This window comes from Companilactobacillus mindensis DSM 14500 (genome assembly GCF_001434275.1).
GTDB lineage: Bacteria > Bacillota > Bacilli > Lactobacillales > Lactobacillaceae > Companilactobacillus > Companilactobacillus mindensis.
On record NZ_AZEZ01000095.1, the window covers coordinates 69,350 to 86,744 of the forward strand.

Annotated in this window: 15 protein-coding genes; all 15 read right to left on the minus strand. The window is 38.7% G+C overall.

The window, feature by feature from the left end; all coding sequences use genetic code 11:
• Positions 1-30: 30 nt before the first annotated feature.
• Positions 31-1,029, minus strand: a complete 999-nt coding sequence (locus FD29_RS09400) for a diacylglycerol kinase (protein WP_057888683.1) — start codon at positions 1,027-1,029, stop codon at positions 31-33.
• A gap of 12 nt (positions 1,030-1,041) precedes the next feature.
• Positions 1,042-2,472 carry an Asp-tRNA(Asn)/Glu-tRNA(Gln) amidotransferase subunit GatB gene (gatB, locus tag FD29_RS09405; RefSeq protein ID WP_057888684.1) on the minus strand — a complete coding sequence of 477 codons (1,431 nt, stop codon included), beginning with the start codon at positions 2,470-2,472 and terminating at the stop codon, positions 1,042-1,044.
• Complete coding sequence (gatA, locus tag FD29_RS09410) at positions 2,472-3,929, minus strand: Asp-tRNA(Asn)/Glu-tRNA(Gln) amidotransferase subunit GatA (protein WP_057888685.1); 1,458 nt, start codon at positions 3,927-3,929, stop codon at positions 2,472-2,474. The genes gatB and gatA overlap by 1 nt, the downstream gene beginning before the upstream one ends.
• Positions 3,929-4,228, minus strand: a complete 300-nt coding sequence (gene gatC / locus FD29_RS09415; RefSeq protein WP_057888686.1) for an Asp-tRNA(Asn)/Glu-tRNA(Gln) amidotransferase subunit GatC — start codon at positions 4,226-4,228, stop codon at positions 3,929-3,931. The genes gatA and gatC overlap by 1 nt, the downstream gene beginning before the upstream one ends.
• Positions 4,229-4,243: 15 nt before the next feature.
• Positions 4,244-5,377 (minus strand): CamS family sex pheromone protein, encoded by a 1,134-nt coding sequence (locus tag FD29_RS09420; protein ID WP_057888687.1) that lies wholly within the window; start codon positions 5,375-5,377, stop codon positions 4,244-4,246.
• An 11-nt stretch (positions 5,378-5,388) separates the two neighbouring features.
• On the minus strand, positions 5,389-7,407 hold the full coding sequence (gene ligA, locus FD29_RS09425) for an NAD-dependent DNA ligase LigA (RefSeq protein WP_057888688.1): 2,019 nt from the start codon (positions 7,405-7,407) through the stop codon (positions 5,389-5,391).
• An 11-nt stretch (positions 7,408-7,418) separates the two neighbouring features.
• Positions 7,419-9,656 carry a DNA helicase PcrA gene (gene pcrA / locus FD29_RS09430; protein ID WP_057888721.1) on the minus strand — a complete coding sequence of 746 codons (2,238 nt, stop codon included), beginning with the start codon at positions 9,654-9,656 and terminating at the stop codon, positions 7,419-7,421.
• A 221-nt stretch (positions 9,657-9,877) separates the two neighbouring features.
• Complete coding sequence (purB, locus tag FD29_RS09435) at positions 9,878-11,173, minus strand: adenylosuccinate lyase (RefSeq protein WP_057888689.1); 1,296 nt, start codon at positions 11,171-11,173, stop codon at positions 9,878-9,880.
• Positions 11,174-11,176: 3 nt separating this feature from the next.
• Positions 11,177-12,307 (minus strand): ATP-grasp domain-containing protein, encoded by a 1,131-nt coding sequence (locus FD29_RS09440; RefSeq protein WP_057888690.1) that lies wholly within the window; start codon positions 12,305-12,307, stop codon positions 11,177-11,179.
• Positions 12,308-12,325: 18 nt separating this feature from the next.
• Positions 12,326-12,907, minus strand: a complete 582-nt coding sequence (locus tag FD29_RS09445; protein ID WP_057888691.1) for a xanthine phosphoribosyltransferase — start codon at positions 12,905-12,907, stop codon at positions 12,326-12,328.
• Positions 12,908-12,958: 51 nt separating this feature from the next.
• Positions 12,959-13,606, minus strand: a complete 648-nt coding sequence (locus tag FD29_RS09450) for a glycoside hydrolase family 73 protein (protein ID WP_057888692.1) — start codon at positions 13,604-13,606, stop codon at positions 12,959-12,961.
• A gap of 77 nt (positions 13,607-13,683) precedes the next feature.
• Positions 13,684-14,910 carry an MFS transporter gene (locus FD29_RS09455; protein ID WP_057888693.1) on the minus strand — a complete coding sequence of 409 codons (1,227 nt, stop codon included), beginning with the start codon at positions 14,908-14,910 and terminating at the stop codon, positions 13,684-13,686.
• Between the two features lie 152 nt (positions 14,911-15,062).
• Positions 15,063-15,263 (minus strand): cold-shock protein, encoded by a 201-nt coding sequence (locus tag FD29_RS09460; protein ID WP_010020786.1) that lies wholly within the window; start codon positions 15,261-15,263, stop codon positions 15,063-15,065.
• A 188-nt stretch (positions 15,264-15,451) separates the two neighbouring features.
• A complete protein-coding gene (gene rbsK / locus FD29_RS09465) occupies positions 15,452-16,360 on the minus strand; it encodes a ribokinase (protein WP_057888694.1) in 909 nt (302 codons plus the stop codon).
• A 14-nt stretch (positions 16,361-16,374) separates the two neighbouring features.
• Positions 16,375-16,770, minus strand: a complete 396-nt coding sequence (gene rbsD / locus FD29_RS09470; RefSeq protein WP_057888695.1) for a D-ribose pyranase — start codon at positions 16,768-16,770, stop codon at positions 16,375-16,377.
• Positions 16,771-17,395 lie beyond the last annotated feature (625 nt).

Consider the following 17,395-nt stretch of genomic DNA (forward strand, 5'->3'; position numbering starts at 1 on the left):
GTGTCCGATTGATACACTTCTTGATTCTTGTTATTTGTTTTCTTTATCGAGATTCTTTTCTTCTTCGATAATCTTTTCACCAGCATCTTTTTCACTAAGAGTTGATGAATCAATTGCTTTGAGAGGTATGGAATCGACATTGGCATACATTGTTAAATGATTATGCAAATTAGTGAATTCCATTGGCGCATCCCCACCATATTCACCATCCAAGTTGACCATGACCCGATTGTCATCGTTGGCCTTTACACTGATCTTCTTAGTCTTTGTGTAAATAACTTTGGGATTGTAAACATGACGGCCACCATTTAAGACCAAGGCAATCAAATGCACTAAGTCTCTCAAATTAGTTTCCTTGACGATGATCAACGAGAAGGTTCCATCACCAATGACGGAATTAGGAGCGATCTGTTCCATTCCACCGATTGAATTAGTTAATCCTATCAGAAACATAGTTGCTTTACCATCAAAAACTCCATCGTCATATTCAATATGCATATCGATAGGGCTGATTCGAGGCAACATTTCGGCACCTTTAACTAAATAAGCCAAATATCCGAGGATTGATTTGTAAGCTGAAGGCACTTCATAAGTCAATTCAGTCATTGAGCCACCACCAGCAATATTGATAAAGTACTTGTCGCCCGCTTGACCAATATCGACTGGTAGTTTTTGACCTTTGAGAATGATCTTAGCTGCTTCAACCACATCGTCTCGTGGAATCTTCAAAGCTCTGGCATAATCATTAGTCGTTCCAGCTGGAATAATCGCTACTTCTGGGCGTTTGTCCAAGTCAGCAATTCCGTTTACAACCTCATTGATCGTACCGTCACCACCAGCAGCTACTACTAAGTCAAAACCCTCTTTAGCTACTCGTCTAGCTTCATCTTTAGCTGAGTTTTTCTTAGGTGTAGTTCGATAAGCACTAGCCTCATAACCAGCTTTTTCAATAATATTCAAAATGTCTCCAACATTACTGTTCATGGTCTCGTGGCCTGAAGTTGGATTATAAATAAGTCTAGCACGCATAACTTTCCCTCACTAACGACTCTTTAACTCTGCCATCAAAATCTTATTAACGACCTTAGGGTTGGCTTGGCCATGTGTTTGTTTCATAATTTGACCAACCAAGAAACCAACAGCACGATCTTTACCATTCTTAAAGTCATCGATTGATTGTTGATTATTATCAAGAATTTCTAGGATCATTGGTTTCAAGACTGCAGGATCAGATTCTTGAACGAGTCCCTTAGACTTAACCCATTCTTCTGGTTCTGTACCGTTGCTGATAGTTTCTTGGAAGACCTTCTTAGCAATCTTAGAAGAAATTGTTCCATCAGAGATCAAGTTGATCATCTTAGCCAAGTGCTCTGGTGTCAACTTAGTTTCTTGTAAACCAATTCTCTTTTCGTTCATGTACGCATTAACTTCACCCATCAACCAGTTAGAAACAAGTTTTGGATTAGCGTTGTACTTAACTGCTTCGTCAAAGAAGTCAGCCATTTCCTTAGTATCTGTCAAAACGTTAGCATCATATTCAGGAATACCTAGTTCATTAATGTAACGAGTACGTCTTGATTTAGCAGATTCTGGCAAACTAGCTTTGATTTCGTCGATCCATTCTTGTGAAATGTCATATTTTGGCAAATCAGGTTCTGGGAAGTAACGATAATCATCGGCACCGGACTTAACACGCATTAAGAATGTTTCGCCAGTCTTTTCATCAAAACGTCTTGTTTCTTGACCAATCTTGCCACCGCTCTTTAGAATAGCTGCTTGACGTTTTTCTTCGTAAGCTAAACCTAATCTAACGTGGTTGAATGAGTTCAAGTTCTTCAATTCGACCTTAGTACCGTATGAATCTGAACCTACTGGTGAGATAGAAATATTGGTATCAACACGCATTGAACCTTCTTCCATCTTAACATCTGATGCGCCAGTAAATTGAACAATCTTACGAAGGTTTTCGAGATATTGATATGCTTCCTCAGGTGAGTGCATGTCAGGTTTTGAAACAATTTCGATCAAAGGTGTGCCTTGACGGTTTAAATCAACATAAGAATAACCGTTGTTACCGTGGGTATTCTTACCGGCATCTTCTTCGACGTGAAGTTCTTCAACACCGATCTTCTTCTTCTTGCCATCGACTTCGATTTCAATGTAACCATCGTGACCTAATGGCTTATCTTGTTGAGTAATTTGGTAAGCCTTAGGGTTATCAGGATAGAAGTAGTTCTTACGATCGAAGTGAGTGTGTTTTTCAATTTCAGCGTTCAAAGCCAAAGCAACCATGACACCTAAACGGTAACCATTTTTATTTACAGTTGGCAATGTTCCTGGAAAACCAAAATCAATTACGTTGGTGTTGATGTTAGATTCAGCACCATAAGCAACTGGTGAAGGACTGTACATCTTGGACTTTGTCTTTAATTCAACGTGAACTTCAAGTCCGATAGTTGTTTCAAAATTCATTAGTCTTCCCCCTTGAGTGCAGTTGGTATTTGTTCATAGAATTTATTTTCTTCTTGTAAGGCGTAAGCAGCATTGAAGACGTCTTGTTCAGCAAATGGTTTACCGATAATTTGAAGACCAACAGGCATACCATCAGCCAAACCTGCAGGAACTGAAGCAGCTGGAAGGCCGGCCAAGTTAGCAGGAATAGTCAAGATATCATTCATGTACATAGCCAATGGGTCGTCAACTTTTTCACCAATCTTGAAAGCAGGCGTTGTTGTGGCAGGTCCCATAATTAAGTCATAGTCCTTTAAGACGTTAGACATTTCATTGATAAAGATAGTTCTTACTTGAGCAGCTTTCTTAAAGTAAGCATCGTAAGCACCAGCAGATAGAGCGAAAGTACCCAACATGATACGACGTTTTACTTCGTCACCAAAGCCTTCTGATCTTGAGTTGACGAACAATTCCTTGATGTTCTTAACATCTTTAGCACGGAAACCGTATCTAACACCATCGTATCTTTGAAGGTTAGATGAAGCTTCACTAGATGCCAAGATATAATAAACTTCAACGGCATGCTTCAAAGTTGGCAAACTAACTTCGTCAACTGTGGCGCCCATTGCTCGATATTGATCCAAAGCTTTGTTAACAGCATCGAGTACTTCTGGATGTGTTCCTTCATGATAGAATTCCTTAGGAACAGCGATCTTAACTCCGTGCATATCCTTGTTCAAGTTAGCACGGTAATCAGGAACTTCTTTTTCTGAACTTGTTGAATCGTGATCATCGTGACCAGCAATCACAGAAAGAACCGTAGCTGAATCTTCAACACGTTTTGACATAACACCTACTTGATCAAGCGATGAAGCAAAGGCAATGACACCCCAACGTGATACACGGCCGTATGTCGGCTTGATACCGAAGATACCATTGAAAGCTGAAGGTTGTCTGATTGAACCACCAGTATCAGTACCTAAAGCAGCAACTACTTCCCCAGTAGCAACGGCAGCAGCGGAACCACCTGAAGAACCACCAGGTACACGGTCAAAGTCCCAAGCATTGTGAGTTGTACCAAAGTATGAAGTTTCAGTAGATGAACCCATGGCAAATTCGTCAAGGTTAGTCTTACCAATATCAATAGCACCGGCAGCCTCTAATTTTTCAAGGACCGTAGCACTGTAAACTGGCATGAAGTTGTAAAGGATCTTACTTGCAGCAGTAGTCTTGATACCGTTAGTAACGATATTATCCTTGATAGCGATTGGAATACCTGACAAAGGACCTTTGATACCATCCTCGTCAATTTTCTTAGCGTCTTCAGTCGCCTTGTCGTTAACTGTGATAAAAGAATTTATCTTCTTTTCATCAGCGTTGATCTTGTCGATTGCTTGGCTTGCTAAATCTTGTGCAGTTACGTCTTTGTTGACTAATTTTTCGTGCAAAGATGCAATTGTTTCTTTCTTGATGTCCACTATTCATCGTCCTCCTTGTCAACAATTGTTGGTACCTTGATAAGGTTATTATCAGTTTCGGGCACATTTTCAAGCAATTGTTCTCTAGTTTGGGTACGAATACCCTTGTCTTCACGGAAGACTGAGTTAGTGTCACCCATGTTGTAAGTTGGTTCGATACCAGTTGTATCAACGCTTGATAGTTGACTTTCCATACCAACGATTTTACCTAGTTGGCTAACGAAACTATCAACTTCATCATCTTGGAATTTTAAATTAGCCAATGTGGCAACGTGTAAAATTTCATCTTTTGAAATCATAAAGTTCTCCTTTTTTTAATCTGCATTATAAACGTGTGAATAGAATTTACCACCAGTGCGTGTTACCACAGCTTGTTGTGAATCAACGGTCTGAATATTAATATCCAGATCAGCCCCGGATGGTAAGTACTTCGAGGCACTCTGTTGCACAAACTGAGTAAAACTGGTTACTTGAGCCAAACCATCAAATTGAGTATTGATCGTAATGTCCATTGATTTGAGACTAGTTCCATCATAATGGGCTTGAGCAGTTACTCCTGAAAGATTAGGGAAGTAATCTTGAATGTGGGATTTAAAGTTAGTAAAGGCATCCGAATCGCTGCTGCTAATAGCAGTTTCACCATTAACAGTTGGCAACATTTGATTCTTGTAGCCCAGATCAGCCCAGTTGCCTAGGCCATCACTCTTACTGATCGAGTATTGGAAGTATGTTCCCCCAACCAAAGTATCCTCAGGTGCTACTGAGTACAAGCCGACTACGATTGGAATATTACCAACCTTACTATTTTTACGTAAACGTTTCACAACTTCTTGAGCGATCCGTTGACCTTGCTCTTTTTGTTGTTCTTCAGTAATTGTCGTTTTATAAGTTGCACCATATTGTTTCTTTTGGTAATAGTCGATCTTGTTCATTGCAATACCGATCGACATTCCGGTCAATTTATACTTGCCGTTTTGTTTTTGAAGATAATCTTCTTCAAGCATTTGTTGGAAGTACATTGGATTTCTCTTAGTAGCATCAGTTGAACCATTTGATTCAGGGTTCAAACCATCAGGATTCTTCTTAGTTTTTCTACCTAACCAATCAGTAACCGTGCTAGCTGAGAGAACTTGACCTTCTTGGAAAACATATGAATTAGTTGAAAATTGTTTCTTCGACAAATTCATCAGTCCACTTTCAAAACTTCTACTATTAAACTGATTAGTATTATCAGCCGCAGTTATTCCATCGATTGGACTGGTCTTATACTTACCACTACTTAATAAAACATCGTAATTGCTCGAATCAGTCGAAGAGGTCGTTTGAACGGTCCCCTTTGATGAATCGCCACCACCAGATGATAAACTGGAATTTTGTAAATTGCCACATCCGGCCAAAAATAGCGCACACATAAGCAATAACGATGTAGTTTTTAAGAATTTTTTCAAAACTGTTTCTCCTACTCTTTGGCATCATCCAAATAATCGGATAATGTTGCTTCATCAATAATCTGCGTCCCCAATTGTTGTGCTTTGGTCAACTTGCTGCCGGCTTTTTCACCAGCAATCAAAATGTCAGTCTTCTTAGTAACTGAACCCGTGACCTTGGCGCCAAGATCTTCAAGTTTCTCGGCCAACTGTGAACGTTTGTAATTTTGTAGCGTTCCGGTTATAACAATTATTTTATCAGTAAAGTGACTATTTGTTTCATTAGAATTAGAACTACCGATAAAATTCATATTAATATTTACTGATTTTAGTTCATTTATCAACTTTTTAACATCATCATTTGCAAAATAAGTTGAAATACTGTCGGCAATTATCTCACCCATCGTATTCACTGCCAAGATTTCTTCAGTTGAAGCTTGCATCAAATTATCCAAGCTGCCAAAGTTTTCAGCCAGAATACGACCGGCTTTAGCACCAACGTGACGGATACCTAAGCCAAAGATCAAACGTTCAACTGAATTGCTCTTGGAATTGTCGATAGCGGTCAATAAATTATTGATCGACTTCTCTTTGAAACCGTCCAATGTAGCTAAATCATCAGCCGTCAATTTATAAATATCAGCCACGTCTTGAACTATTTTTTTCTCATATAATTGTTCAATGATCTTAGGCCCCAAGCCATCGATATTCATCGCATTCCGTGATGCAAAGTGAGTCAACTGTTCTTTGACTTGAGCGGGACATTTAGGATTGATACAACGCAAAGCCACTTCATCTTCCAAGTGGATCAATTCTGAATTGCAGTATGGACAGTGTGTTGGAATCTGGGCTGGTACTGAATCTTTAGGACGTTTACTCAAAACGACTTGTGAAACTTCGGGAATGATATCGCCTGCTTTGTGCAACAAAACAGTGTCGCCAACTCGAATATCCTTTTGACGGATCATATCTTCATTGTGCAAGGTAGCTCGAGCAACCGTCGTACCGGCTAAAGTCACCGGATCCATCACCGCAGTCGGCGTCAAAACTCCGGTTCGACCAATCGTCCAAGTAATTTCACGTACGACTGACTCTGCTTGTTCAGGTGGAAATTTGTAGGCAATTTCCCAACGAGGAACTTTAACAGTATTACCCAATTGTGCTTGCAAAACTAGGTCATCGACCTTTAATACTACACCATCGATGCCATAATCCAAATTATCACGAACCTCGCCGTAGTGTTCGATGAAATCTTTGACGCCTTTTAAGCCTGTGGTTACTTGTGCAGTGGGGTTAACATTGAATCCCAACTCTTGCAAAGTTTCCAAAGCTTCATGCTGAGTCGTGACGTTTAATCCATCAAAAGTAACGATCGTATACATGAATGTATCAAGCTTTCTTGAAGCCGTGATCTTAGGATCTAATTGGCGCAAACTACCGGCAGCCGCATTTCTAGGATTAGCAAAAACTTGTTGGCCTTCATTTTCACGCTCTTGATTCAAACGTAAAAATTCTTTCTTTGACATGAAACATTCGCCACGAACTTCAAATGATAAAGGCTTGCTTAATTTTTGGGGAATATCTTTGATTGTTTTGACGTTTTCAGTTACATTCTCACCGATCGTTCCGTTACCACGAGTCGATCCTTGAACTAAGATACCATTTTCATAAATAAGTGACAGTGATAAACCATCAATTTTTAATTCAACATTATAATCTACTTCATGTCCAACATTTTTTTCAATTCTTTCATTGAATTCTGCTAATTCAGCTTCTGAAAAGACATCCCCCATTGATAGCATGGGAATATCGTGCGTAACCTTATTGAAATCAGGTAAGGTCACATCACCAACTTGTTGCGATGGTGAATCAGGCGTGACTAATTCCGGATATTGTTGTTCCAAAGCTAATAATTGATTGTAAAGCTTGTCATAAACATTATCTTCAACTTTGGGAGCATCCTTAGTGTAATAAGCATCACGCCACTCATTTAGTTGTGGGCGGATCTTCTCTAATTCTTGTTCGGCTTGTTCTTTAGTTAAATCTGCCATGTTATCACCCCTTAATCAGTAACTTTGGTAATTGGTGCATACTCAGCCAAGAGACGCTTGATACCTTGACTCTTAAAGGCTACGTCCAATTCAGCATTTTGGCCATTACCGTTAACTTTAACGACTGTACCAGTACCCCACGCTTTGTGGTTAACTTTGTCGCCAACATTCCAAGTCAACTTCTCAGCTCCTGAAGCACCCTTGGCTTTGAGCGTTGGTGACTTGAAAGTCGTAGCAGTGGCTCTTTCACGACGATTTTTACCCGGTGTTGAATGGCCCATTCTTGGGCTTGTAAAGCTCTTGATATTACCAACGTTATTATTGACTGAATCCAATACATCATCATCGATCTCTTGTACGAAACGTGAGGTTGGATTAGTCTGACGTTTACCATAAAGCATTCGGCTAAAGGCATTAGTAATGTAAAGCTCCTTTTCAGCTCGCGTGATACCTACATAAGCTAAACGACGTTCCTCTTCCATGTCATCATCGTTCAACATCGCCCGGCTCAATGGGAAAATTCCATCTTCCATTCCGACTAAGAAGACAACTGGAAATTCCAAACCTTTGGCAGCGTGCAAAGTCATCAACGTTACTTCTTTTTGATCTTCTTCGATATCATCTTGATCACTGACCAATGATAATTCCGTCAAGAAAGTCGTCAAACGTGTCTCATCAACTTGAGGATCGGGTTCATAATTTTGATCGAATTGCGTAGTAACAGTCAAAAGTTCTTGAATATTTTCGATTCGAGTTTGAGCTTCAAGGTTATCTTGATTCTTCAATTCATCTAAATAACCTGTGTCATCTAAGACATGATTCATCAGAACGGTCATTGATTCACTCTCTGAGTACTTTGTCAGCTTATCAATAACTTTGGCAAACTCACCGATAGTCTTTCTAGGACGAGCTGCTAAGGGGGATAATTCGACATTCTCAGCTGCTTCTAACAATGACCAATCATGTTCGTTGGCAAATGTCTGTAATTTTTCGATCGTACCCGGTCCAATTCCACGCTTGGGACTATTGATAACTCGTTGGAAACTCATCGAATCATCGTGATTAGCTATCAAACGTAGATAAGCCATGATATCTTTGATTTCCTTACGATCGTAGAATTTGTGTCCACCGATAATCTTATAGGGAATATTGGCTTTCACAAATTTATCTTCAAAGTTACGTGACTGAGCATTTGTCCGATAAAGGATAGCAAAGTCGCCATAGTTATAGCCCTTTTTGGATAATTCTTGAATCTGATCGATGACGTAAAGTGCCTCGTCAGTGTCAGTTTGACCACGATAGAACTTGATCTTATCGCCACTCTTATTGTCAGTCCAAAGTTCTTTCGGCGTACGGTTGGAGTTGTTATTGATGACTTCATTGGCTGCTTTTAAGATCATCTTCGTTGAACGATAATTTTGTTCCAACTTGATTGTCGTTGCTTCAGGATAATCTTTTTCAAAGTTCATGATGTTCTTAATATCAGCACCACGCCAACCATAAATACTCTGGTCAGCATCACCAACAACACAGACGTTGCGATATTTGGCCCCTAATTGTTGAACTAATTTGTATTGGGCTTCGTTAGTATCCTGATATTCATCAACGTGAATGTATTGGAATTTTTCTTGATACTTTTCCAAAACATCTGGATGTTCGTCGAATAAAATACTTGTCTGCATGATCAAATCGTCGAAATCAAGCGAATTGTTACGACTCATCTCTTTAGAATAAGCATCGTAAACATTAGCAACCGTCTGTTCATAAGGCGTTGCGGCATCTTGAGCATAAGCCTCAGGTGTCAAAAGTTCATTTTTAGCATTGCTGATCGTACCCAAAATAGCCCGTGGATCGTAGCGCTTAGGATCCAGGTTCATCTTAACTAGAATTTGCTTCATCAAAGTTCTCTGTTCGCTAGGGTCAGCAATCGTAAAACTAGTGGGTCTACCCATCTTGTCGATATCTCTTCTTAAAATTCTTACACAAAGAGAGTGGAAAGTAGAAACCCAAACATCATTAGCAGATTCATCGAGCAATTTGCCAATTCTTTCTTTCATTTCTTTAGCCGCTTTGTTTGTAAATGTAATTGCCAAAACGTGCCAAGGCATGACATTCTTTTCTTCAATCAAAAAAGCCACTCGGTGAGTTAGTACCCGAGTTTTACCAGAACCGGCACCGGCCATGATCAAAAGTGGTCCTTCAGTAGTCTTAACAGCCTCTTGTTGTTCAGGGTTAAGACCTTTTAACATAGTATCGTCCAATTTAAAAATCCCTCAAATCTTTTGTGTAAAAAGTTTTAGTTGTACTTAAAATAGCTGTTTACATTGTAGCAAATTTTTGTATTGATAGCGAAAGACAAACCGCAGATTTCGAACGTACGTTTTTAGTTTTCAGTTCTCTAAATGGCGGTAATAACTCAACAAAAAATCGTATCGGCCGGAAAAATCCAGCTGATACGATTTTTATTTTATTATTCCAAACCAACACGTTTGAAAATTTCATCAACATTACGTAAGTGCCAGTGATAATCAAAGGCATCATCAAGGTCTGCGTCAGATAATTTATCCGTCACACGCGGATCTGCTTCAAGCATTGTTCGGAAGTCCTTCTTTTCGTCCCAAGCTTTGGCAGTCATTGGTTGCACGATGTCATAAGCTTGTTCACGGGCATAGCCTGCTTCAACTAGCTTCAACAATACACGTTGTGAGTAGATCAAACCGTGAGTGATGTTCATATCTTCCAACATCTTGTCAGGGAAAACAGTTAAGTTCTTAGTGATCTTTGTAAAACGTCTCAAGATATAGTCCAACAATTCAGTTGTATCGGGAATGATGATTCTTTCAGCTGAACTGTGTGAAATATCACGTTCATGCCACAAAGGAATGTCTTCCAAAGCTGTGAAAGCATGCCCTCTGATCACACGAGCCAAACCAGTTACATTTTCTGAACCGATTGGATTACGTTTGTGAGGCATAGCTGATGAACCCTTTTGTCCAGCAGCAAAGTATTCCTCCGCTTCACGGACTTCAGTTCTTTGTAGGTGGCGTACTTCCAAAGCAAAACGTTCGATCGATGTAGCGATCAAAGCCATTGTTTGAATGTATTCAGCGTGAAGATCACGTGGAAGAACTTGCGTTGAGATTTCTTGGGCACGAATACCTAGTTTGTCACAGACAAATTTTTCAACACTAGTTGGTACATTAGCATAACTACCAACAGCACCACTGATTTTACCGGCTTCGACACCTTTAGCAGCATGGTCAAAACGTTCGATATCACGTTTGATCTCTGAATACCAGTTAGCCAATACTAAACCAAAAGTTGTTGGTTCAGCGTGCACACCATGAGTTCTACCGATCATTGGCGTATCTTTGTATTCCAAAGCTTTTTGTTTAACTACTTCTAGAAATTCATTTAGATCTTCACGAATAATGTCATTGGCTTGTTTCATCAAGTAGCCATAAGCTGTATCAACGACATCAGTTGATGTAAGACCAAAGTGGACCCATTTTCTTTCCGGTCCAAGATAGCGTGAAACATCACGTGTAAAAGCAACTACGTCGTGTTTTGTTTCCTTTTCGATTTCAGCAATCTCAGAAACATTGAACTTAGCGTTTTGAGCAATCAACTTAGCATCTTCAGCAGGGATTTCTCCTTCTTTGCTCCATCCTTCAACGGCAGCAATTTCTACTTCGAGCCAAGCTTGAAATCTGTTTTGGTCAGTCCAAATTGGTTTCATTTGTTCAGTTACATATCTATCAATCATGAATTATTCTACTCTCCAAATATTAGTTGTTAAGATATCATTTTTTAATTCTTCGACATCGTCTGAGAAAATTGAAATATAACCGACATCCCTATCGGCTTGATTCTTAGCTTTAAAACCGGTGTAATAGTTAAATTTCCATTGGGCCTTTTCCTGAAGCAGATCCAAACTCTGTGGCAAGTTACCTTCGATGATCTTCAAAGTTGCCGCATTGACCATTGGAAAGATCTCAGGAATTGGCCAATCACAAATCGCTCTGATATGTAATTCAAATTGTGAAATGCCAGTCGCTTCTTGATAGACGTTGGCTGAATAATTAATACCTGGGAAAATTCTTTTGACGTACAAAACCCCGGATTGAGATAGGATGAAACCTATCCCGAAAATTCCGACATAATTAATTTTTTCAGCCACCATCAAGGCGACTCGTTGCATTTCGGCTTCCACATCAGGATTATTCTTCTTGTAAATAAAAGAACTCATCAAATGTGAACCATCATAAATCTCTTGAATCATGGGGAAAGTATGGATTTTACCGTCCTTACTCTTGCTGACCATGATTGAATATTCAGTCTTAGTGTCGATCCATGCTTCAAGAATATACGTACCATCTTGAAGCAGTTTTTGAACTCGTTCCACATCCAAGTCGTTGTAAAGAATATGACGTCTCAAAACAGTTTGGTTCTTTTGGATCGGTTTTAGAATACATGGAAAACCAATCTCTTCGACAGCTTTTTTGATGTCATCGACCGTTACGATCGAGAAAAATGGCGGAACGTTGATATTTAAATCATTAAGGAAAGTCCTTTCGATATAACGATCTTGTACGATTGCCAACAGATCAGCGCCTTGAGCGACGTTGAAAGTTTCAGACAATTGTTTCAAAAGGTTGCTGTCGAAATTTTCATCCATATACAAAAGAAGGTCACTTCTATGGCCCAATTCACTTAGATTCTCGATGTTTTCTAATGTGCCGACCAAAAAGCTGTCAGCAGCTTGTGTTGCAATATCTTTTTCCTCATCGGTCAAAAGCATAGTTCTAAAGCCCATTCTTTTAGCTTCGAGTTCGAAGATATACGTTTCACTTCCGCCACCAATTATGCCTAATGTTTTACCGGGCGCAATAAAAGTCATAACTCCACCTTCTTATTACTAATCGTCTTCCTTGCCGAAGACTACTTGTCCATTTTCAAAAGCTGTGATTCTAGCCAATGAATAAATTGGAATACCTGATTTGTCGATCATTTGTCTACCTTTTTGGAAAGACTTCTCGATCACGATACCAATACCGGCAAGTTCTGCACCTGCGGCATCGATGATCGTGTTCAAACCATTAACGGCTTGACCGTTAGCCAAGAAATCATCAATGATCAAAACTTTGTCATCGCTTGATAGGTACTTTTTAGCAATACTGATGTGATTTGATGTTTTCTTGGTGAATGAATAAACTTCTGATGAATAAAGATCATCACTCAATGTTACTGATTTGTGCTTTCTAGCAAATACTACTGGTACTTGAAATTTCAAACCAGTCATAACAGCAGGAGCAATACCTGATGATTCAACAGTCAAAATCTTGTTGATTCCTGCATCCTTAAAATGTTCGTAAAATTCTTCGCCCATTTTTTCCATCAACATTGGGTCAATTTGATGATTCAAAAAACTATCGACTTTAAGTACGTCCTTACCTAAAACTCGACCATCTTTTCTGATTCTTTCTTCTAGTTCCTTCATTACGCTCTCCCTATTTACATAGAATAATTAGAGTCTATCATACTTTGATTTTTACTTGATACCCTCATCGTACTTTTTCAGGTCATATTTTTGAATAATCCGAATAATTTTGCTCGTATACCCAGGATCAGTCGCATATCCGTCAGTTTGTAAAGCAATGGCGGCTTCAATATAATCCTTCGATTGTAGAACTTGCTTGTATTGTTGCGAATTCCACGTTGTACCATTGACCAGTAATTTAGTATGATCTTTCATCGACTCTCGAAAATCCGAATAAACTCGGAAGCGCCCGTTGATGGTGACCCACTGACCGTCAGTATATTCTTTCGTCTGTAAAACCTTCGTATTAGTAGGGTTTTCACCCTTGATACCAAAGTAATTGTTGTACTGACTAGCCAATGAACTGTTACCCCAGTTGCTTTCAAGAATTGCTTGCGCAATCGTAATACTTGGTAAAACTCCATATTCTTTGCCTAACACTACTGCATATGGAGCTACTTTTTTTACAAAAGCCACATGTTCTTGCTGAACCATTTCAACTTGCGTCTCACTTTTATATTGAACGTATCTCCTGTATCCAAAAAAGCTGATCACGAACACGGCCACTATCGCTAGCAAAATATAAGTTGTACTGTTCTTGTTTCGACTCTTTTTGCGCCGAGTCTTTCGACGTGGTGTGTATCTTCCTTTTTGTGGCAATTGATTCATCCTTTAATAGTTTATTAACTCTAATTATAGCCGATAACTTTGAACTTTTTATGATTTGAAAAATAATTTTAAGAATTGCTTAGATTATCATTTTTCCAATTTTTTTGACGATATTTTGCATAATAGATCCAAGCTATCAAAGCTAAAGCTTCTAAACAGGCAGAGAATAAAAAGATGCTCTTGTAACCGGAAAAACTAGCGATCCAAGCAGCAATCATTGGTCCTAAGACGTTGCCAAACGACTGTGCTGATTGATTATAACTGAAAACTCGACCAAAAATGGCCTTCGGTACGTTTTGTACAGTCAAAACTTGAATCGAAGGAATCAAAGCCGCATCGGAAATGCCCAAAATGAATCGCAAGATTATTAATTGCCAGACGTTTTGCACTAGACTCGTTAGACTCAGACAAGCAATCGCTAAAATCAAAAAAATCAGCATACTTTTCAAAGCACCTAACCGGTCGATCAAACGTCCTACGACACCAGCCATGAGAATAGTCGCAAAACCTGGAGCAGCTGAGACTATCCCAGTTAAAATCGTCAGTTCTTTGCCCCCTGAGTTGAGCTCTCGAACTAACAAACTCAATAGAGGTGTAATTGCATTGGTCGTTGCTTGAACGGCTAAGAGCGACCCAAACAAGGCCAAAAAGAATGGCCAACCGATTTTCTTCATTAAAGGTAACGCTGGCTGCAATTCTTTTTTAGAGATCGGTTGAAAGTCTTCTTTAACGCCCAACAAAGTTGACATGAAAACTAATAGCATCAAGAAACTGGTCACAAAGAAAGCTCCCCGATAACCGACAGTACTAGCCAATACTCCACCAATCAACGGTCCTATCAAGGTTCCTGTGATGCTGCCGGTCACTAATTTACTCATGACGCGGCCTTGGATCTTTGGTGGTGCAGAAACTGACATTAAGGCGTTGGCATTGTTGATATAGCCAGAAAATGCTCCTTGCAGACAACGAAACACTAATAGAAACCAAACATTTGGCGAAAAGCCGATCATCAAAATCGTCAAAGTCATCACGCCCGATGCTCTTAGACACATCAATTTTCGTCCCTTGAGATCAGTCAAACGCCCCCACAAAGGAGACACAATAGCCTTACTCAAGTACGTCAAAGAAAACGCTGCTGCACCTAAAAGGTTCAACTCTGTCTTATTGAAATTCCCTAAAGTATCTATGAATAATACGATAAAAGGCAGTGTCATCGAATTTCCCATGTCGGTTATCAAGCTACCGAACCACAGGACTCTAAAGTTATTTTTCCAATTATTATTGTTAGTCTGCATGATCCATCCTTAAAATTAATTTCCAATTATTAATCATAAACTAGCAATATAAAGTTACTGTAAATTTAATGTAAAATTTTGGGCTTCAATTTTTAGGCAAAATAAAAAAGCTAACTCGTATGAGTTAGCTTTTATTTTTAAAGTCTATTTAATTAGTCTTTAACAACGTTTGAAGCTTGTGGTCCACGATCACTATCTTCGATATCGAAAGTAACTGCTTGACCTTCTTCAAGAGTCTTGTAACCGTCACCTTGGATAGCTGAGAAGTGAACGAATACGTCACTACCATCTTCGCGAGTGATAAAACCATAACCTTTTTCTGCGTTAAACCATTTAACTGTTCCGTGTTCCATTAGAGAAATCCTCCTGATAAGAAAAAATTTTTTTGTGCATTATATCGTGGTACATCATGGAAGAAAGTCTAAAGTACGAAACATTCAAACCATTCGAACCATTCACCATTCAAAAATACAACTATTATATTAACATGACTGAGTACATATTTCAATCTACTATTGCGTAAAGTTTCTTTTACAATTATCTAAATGTTTACATTTTTAACATAAGGAATCGAATTTTGAGCCCCTTGAGTTTGAACCGTAATAGATGATGCTTTGCTAGCAAATTTCATTGCTTCTTCGATATTGCTTAAATCGGCATCCAGCGCTGAAGCTAAGTACCCGATAAACGTATCGCCAGCAGCAGTTGTATCAACTGTGTTAACTTTGAAAGCATTAACGAAACCACTCTTCTCACCTAGTGAGTAGAACGATCCATTAGCGCCGACGGTTATTATAACATTCTTTACACCCATTGTATGCAATTTATTTGCAGCGGCAACCATTGAGGCTTCATCAGTGACCTTAATTCCGGTAATTGCTTCGGCTTCAGTTTCGTTAGGAACGATGATATCACTGAGTTGTAGCAATTCCTCGGGAATATTAGTCTTAGCTGGTGCGGGGTTCAAAATTGTTAAAACATTATTTTCTTTAGCAATCTTAAACGCTTCAATTGTGGCTTCCAAAGGTGTCTCAAATTCAGTGATCAGGCAATCAGCTTCGGCAATCGTTTCTGACGCATTTTGAATATTTTTAGTAGTAATCGTTTGATTGGCACCACCGTAGATCAAAATACTGTTTTGACCCTTTTCATCCAAAAGAATATAAGCTTGGCCAGTACCAGCTTTATCGTCTTTAGTAACGTGATCAATATTTAAACCATCATATTTGAACGTATCTAACATGAAGTCAGCTGAACGATCTTGCCCAATCTTAGCGATGAAGGAAGTATCTGCTCCAGCACGGACTGCAGCGATTGCTTGATTAGCACCCTTGCCGCCGCCAGCAGTAGAACGATCGCTCATAGCCATTGTTTCACCTGGTAAAGGCAAACGGGCAATATTTAGAATAATATCAACGTTAATTGAACCTAGTACGACAATTTTTTTCATATTTAAATTCCTCTTTAAAAGACAACTCCACTTTCAAGTAAGATATTTGAATATGGTGTTTCTTCACCAGTCCGAATAAATGCCTTAGTATCGCTCAAATCCTTCTTCATTTCTTCGTGAGGAATGAATTCGATTGGAGTATCGCCAACAGCCTTTTTAACTGCAGCGAGTTGGGCAGGGTTTTGGGTTTTGATCTCTTCGGCTAAATAAACCTTTTGAACTTCTAGTTCACTCAAAACATTTTCCAAAACTTGCATGAAACTTGGTAAACCAGCTTCAACAGCCAAATCGATTTTTTCTGTATCAGCAGGAACTGGCATCCCAGCATCGCCAATACCGATTGTGTCGAAGTGACCCATTTGGGCGATAACACGTGATATATCTGAATTTATAACTCTAGTTTTCTTCATTAAAACCTTCACCTTTTTTTCGTATCGTTAAGCAAAATCAATATTAACATATCTTGTAAATATTTTATCAATATCATGTCATTAGTAGCAAGCATATATTTCACGATATCATCGACATATTTTTCACTATTATATAGTAGAAAGCGGTTTTTAAATGTCCCATCTGATGTCTATTTTGAAATAATATATATTCTTTACTGTTATTTTTATAGGAAATAATGAGCAATGATTATTTCATCCTATAAATAAACGCTCCAAATTTAGTTCAAAATTCACCATTTTTTAACAAAAATAGCCGTAAAATACAAAATTTTAAGACTTTTAGCGATCATTATCGACAAGTAGACCAGTTATTAGCATCTTCTCCGCACCCCACTAAAACGTTGATATATCAATGCTTTTCATACTATCTTTACGTCTGAACCAATAACTGAAATACCTTAAAATCAATTTATTCCATTTTTTGTAAAAGGTTTTTACAAAACCTGAGACAAAACTTAAACGAATTGATAGTAAACTACGAATTGTATTAAGGATTGACCACAAATATATCGAATAAAAATTTAAGTGCATTTGGCAGTGTACATAAAAATTGATATATATGTAAAATAAAAAAGATATCCAT

Excerpts from the sequence above, each read along its gene's own strand:
- FD29_RS09400 (WP_057888683.1), bottom strand. The coding sequence starts at position 1,029 with ATGCGTGCTAGACTTATTTATAATCCAACTTCAGGCCACGAGACCATG.
- gatB (WP_057888684.1), bottom strand. The coding sequence starts at position 2,472 with ATGAATTTTGAAACAACTATCGGACTTGAAGTTCACGTTGAATTAAAG.
- gatC (WP_057888686.1), bottom strand. The coding sequence starts at position 4,228 with ATGATTTCAAAAGATGAAATTTTACACGTTGCCACATTGGCTAATTTA.
- ligA (WP_057888688.1), bottom strand. The coding sequence starts at position 7,407 with ATGGCAGATTTAACTAAAGAACAAGCCGAACAAGAATTAGAGAAGATC.
- pcrA (WP_057888721.1), bottom strand. The coding sequence starts at position 9,656 with ATGTTAAAAGGTCTTAACCCTGAACAACAAGAGGCTGTTAAGACTACT.
- purB (WP_057888689.1), bottom strand. The coding sequence starts at position 11,173 with ATGATTGATAGATATGTAACTGAACAAATGAAACCAATTTGGACTGAC.
- FD29_RS09440 (WP_057888690.1), bottom strand. The coding sequence starts at position 12,307 with ATGACTTTTATTGCGCCCGGTAAAACATTAGGCATAATTGGTGGCGGA.
- FD29_RS09445 (WP_057888691.1), bottom strand. The coding sequence starts at position 12,907 with ATGAAGGAACTAGAAGAAAGAATCAGAAAAGATGGTCGAGTTTTAGGT.
- FD29_RS09455 (WP_057888693.1), bottom strand. The coding sequence starts at position 14,910 with ATGCAGACTAACAATAATAATTGGAAAAATAACTTTAGAGTCCTGTGG.
- FD29_RS09460 (WP_010020786.1), bottom strand. The coding sequence starts at position 15,263 with ATGGAACACGGAACAGTTAAATGGTTTAACGCAGAAAAAGGTTATGGT.
- rbsK (WP_057888694.1), bottom strand. The coding sequence starts at position 16,360 with ATGAAAAAAATTGTCGTACTAGGTTCAATTAACGTTGATATTATTCTA.
- rbsD (WP_057888695.1), bottom strand. The coding sequence starts at position 16,770 with ATGAAGAAAACTAGAGTTATAAATTCAGATATATCACGTGTTATCGCC.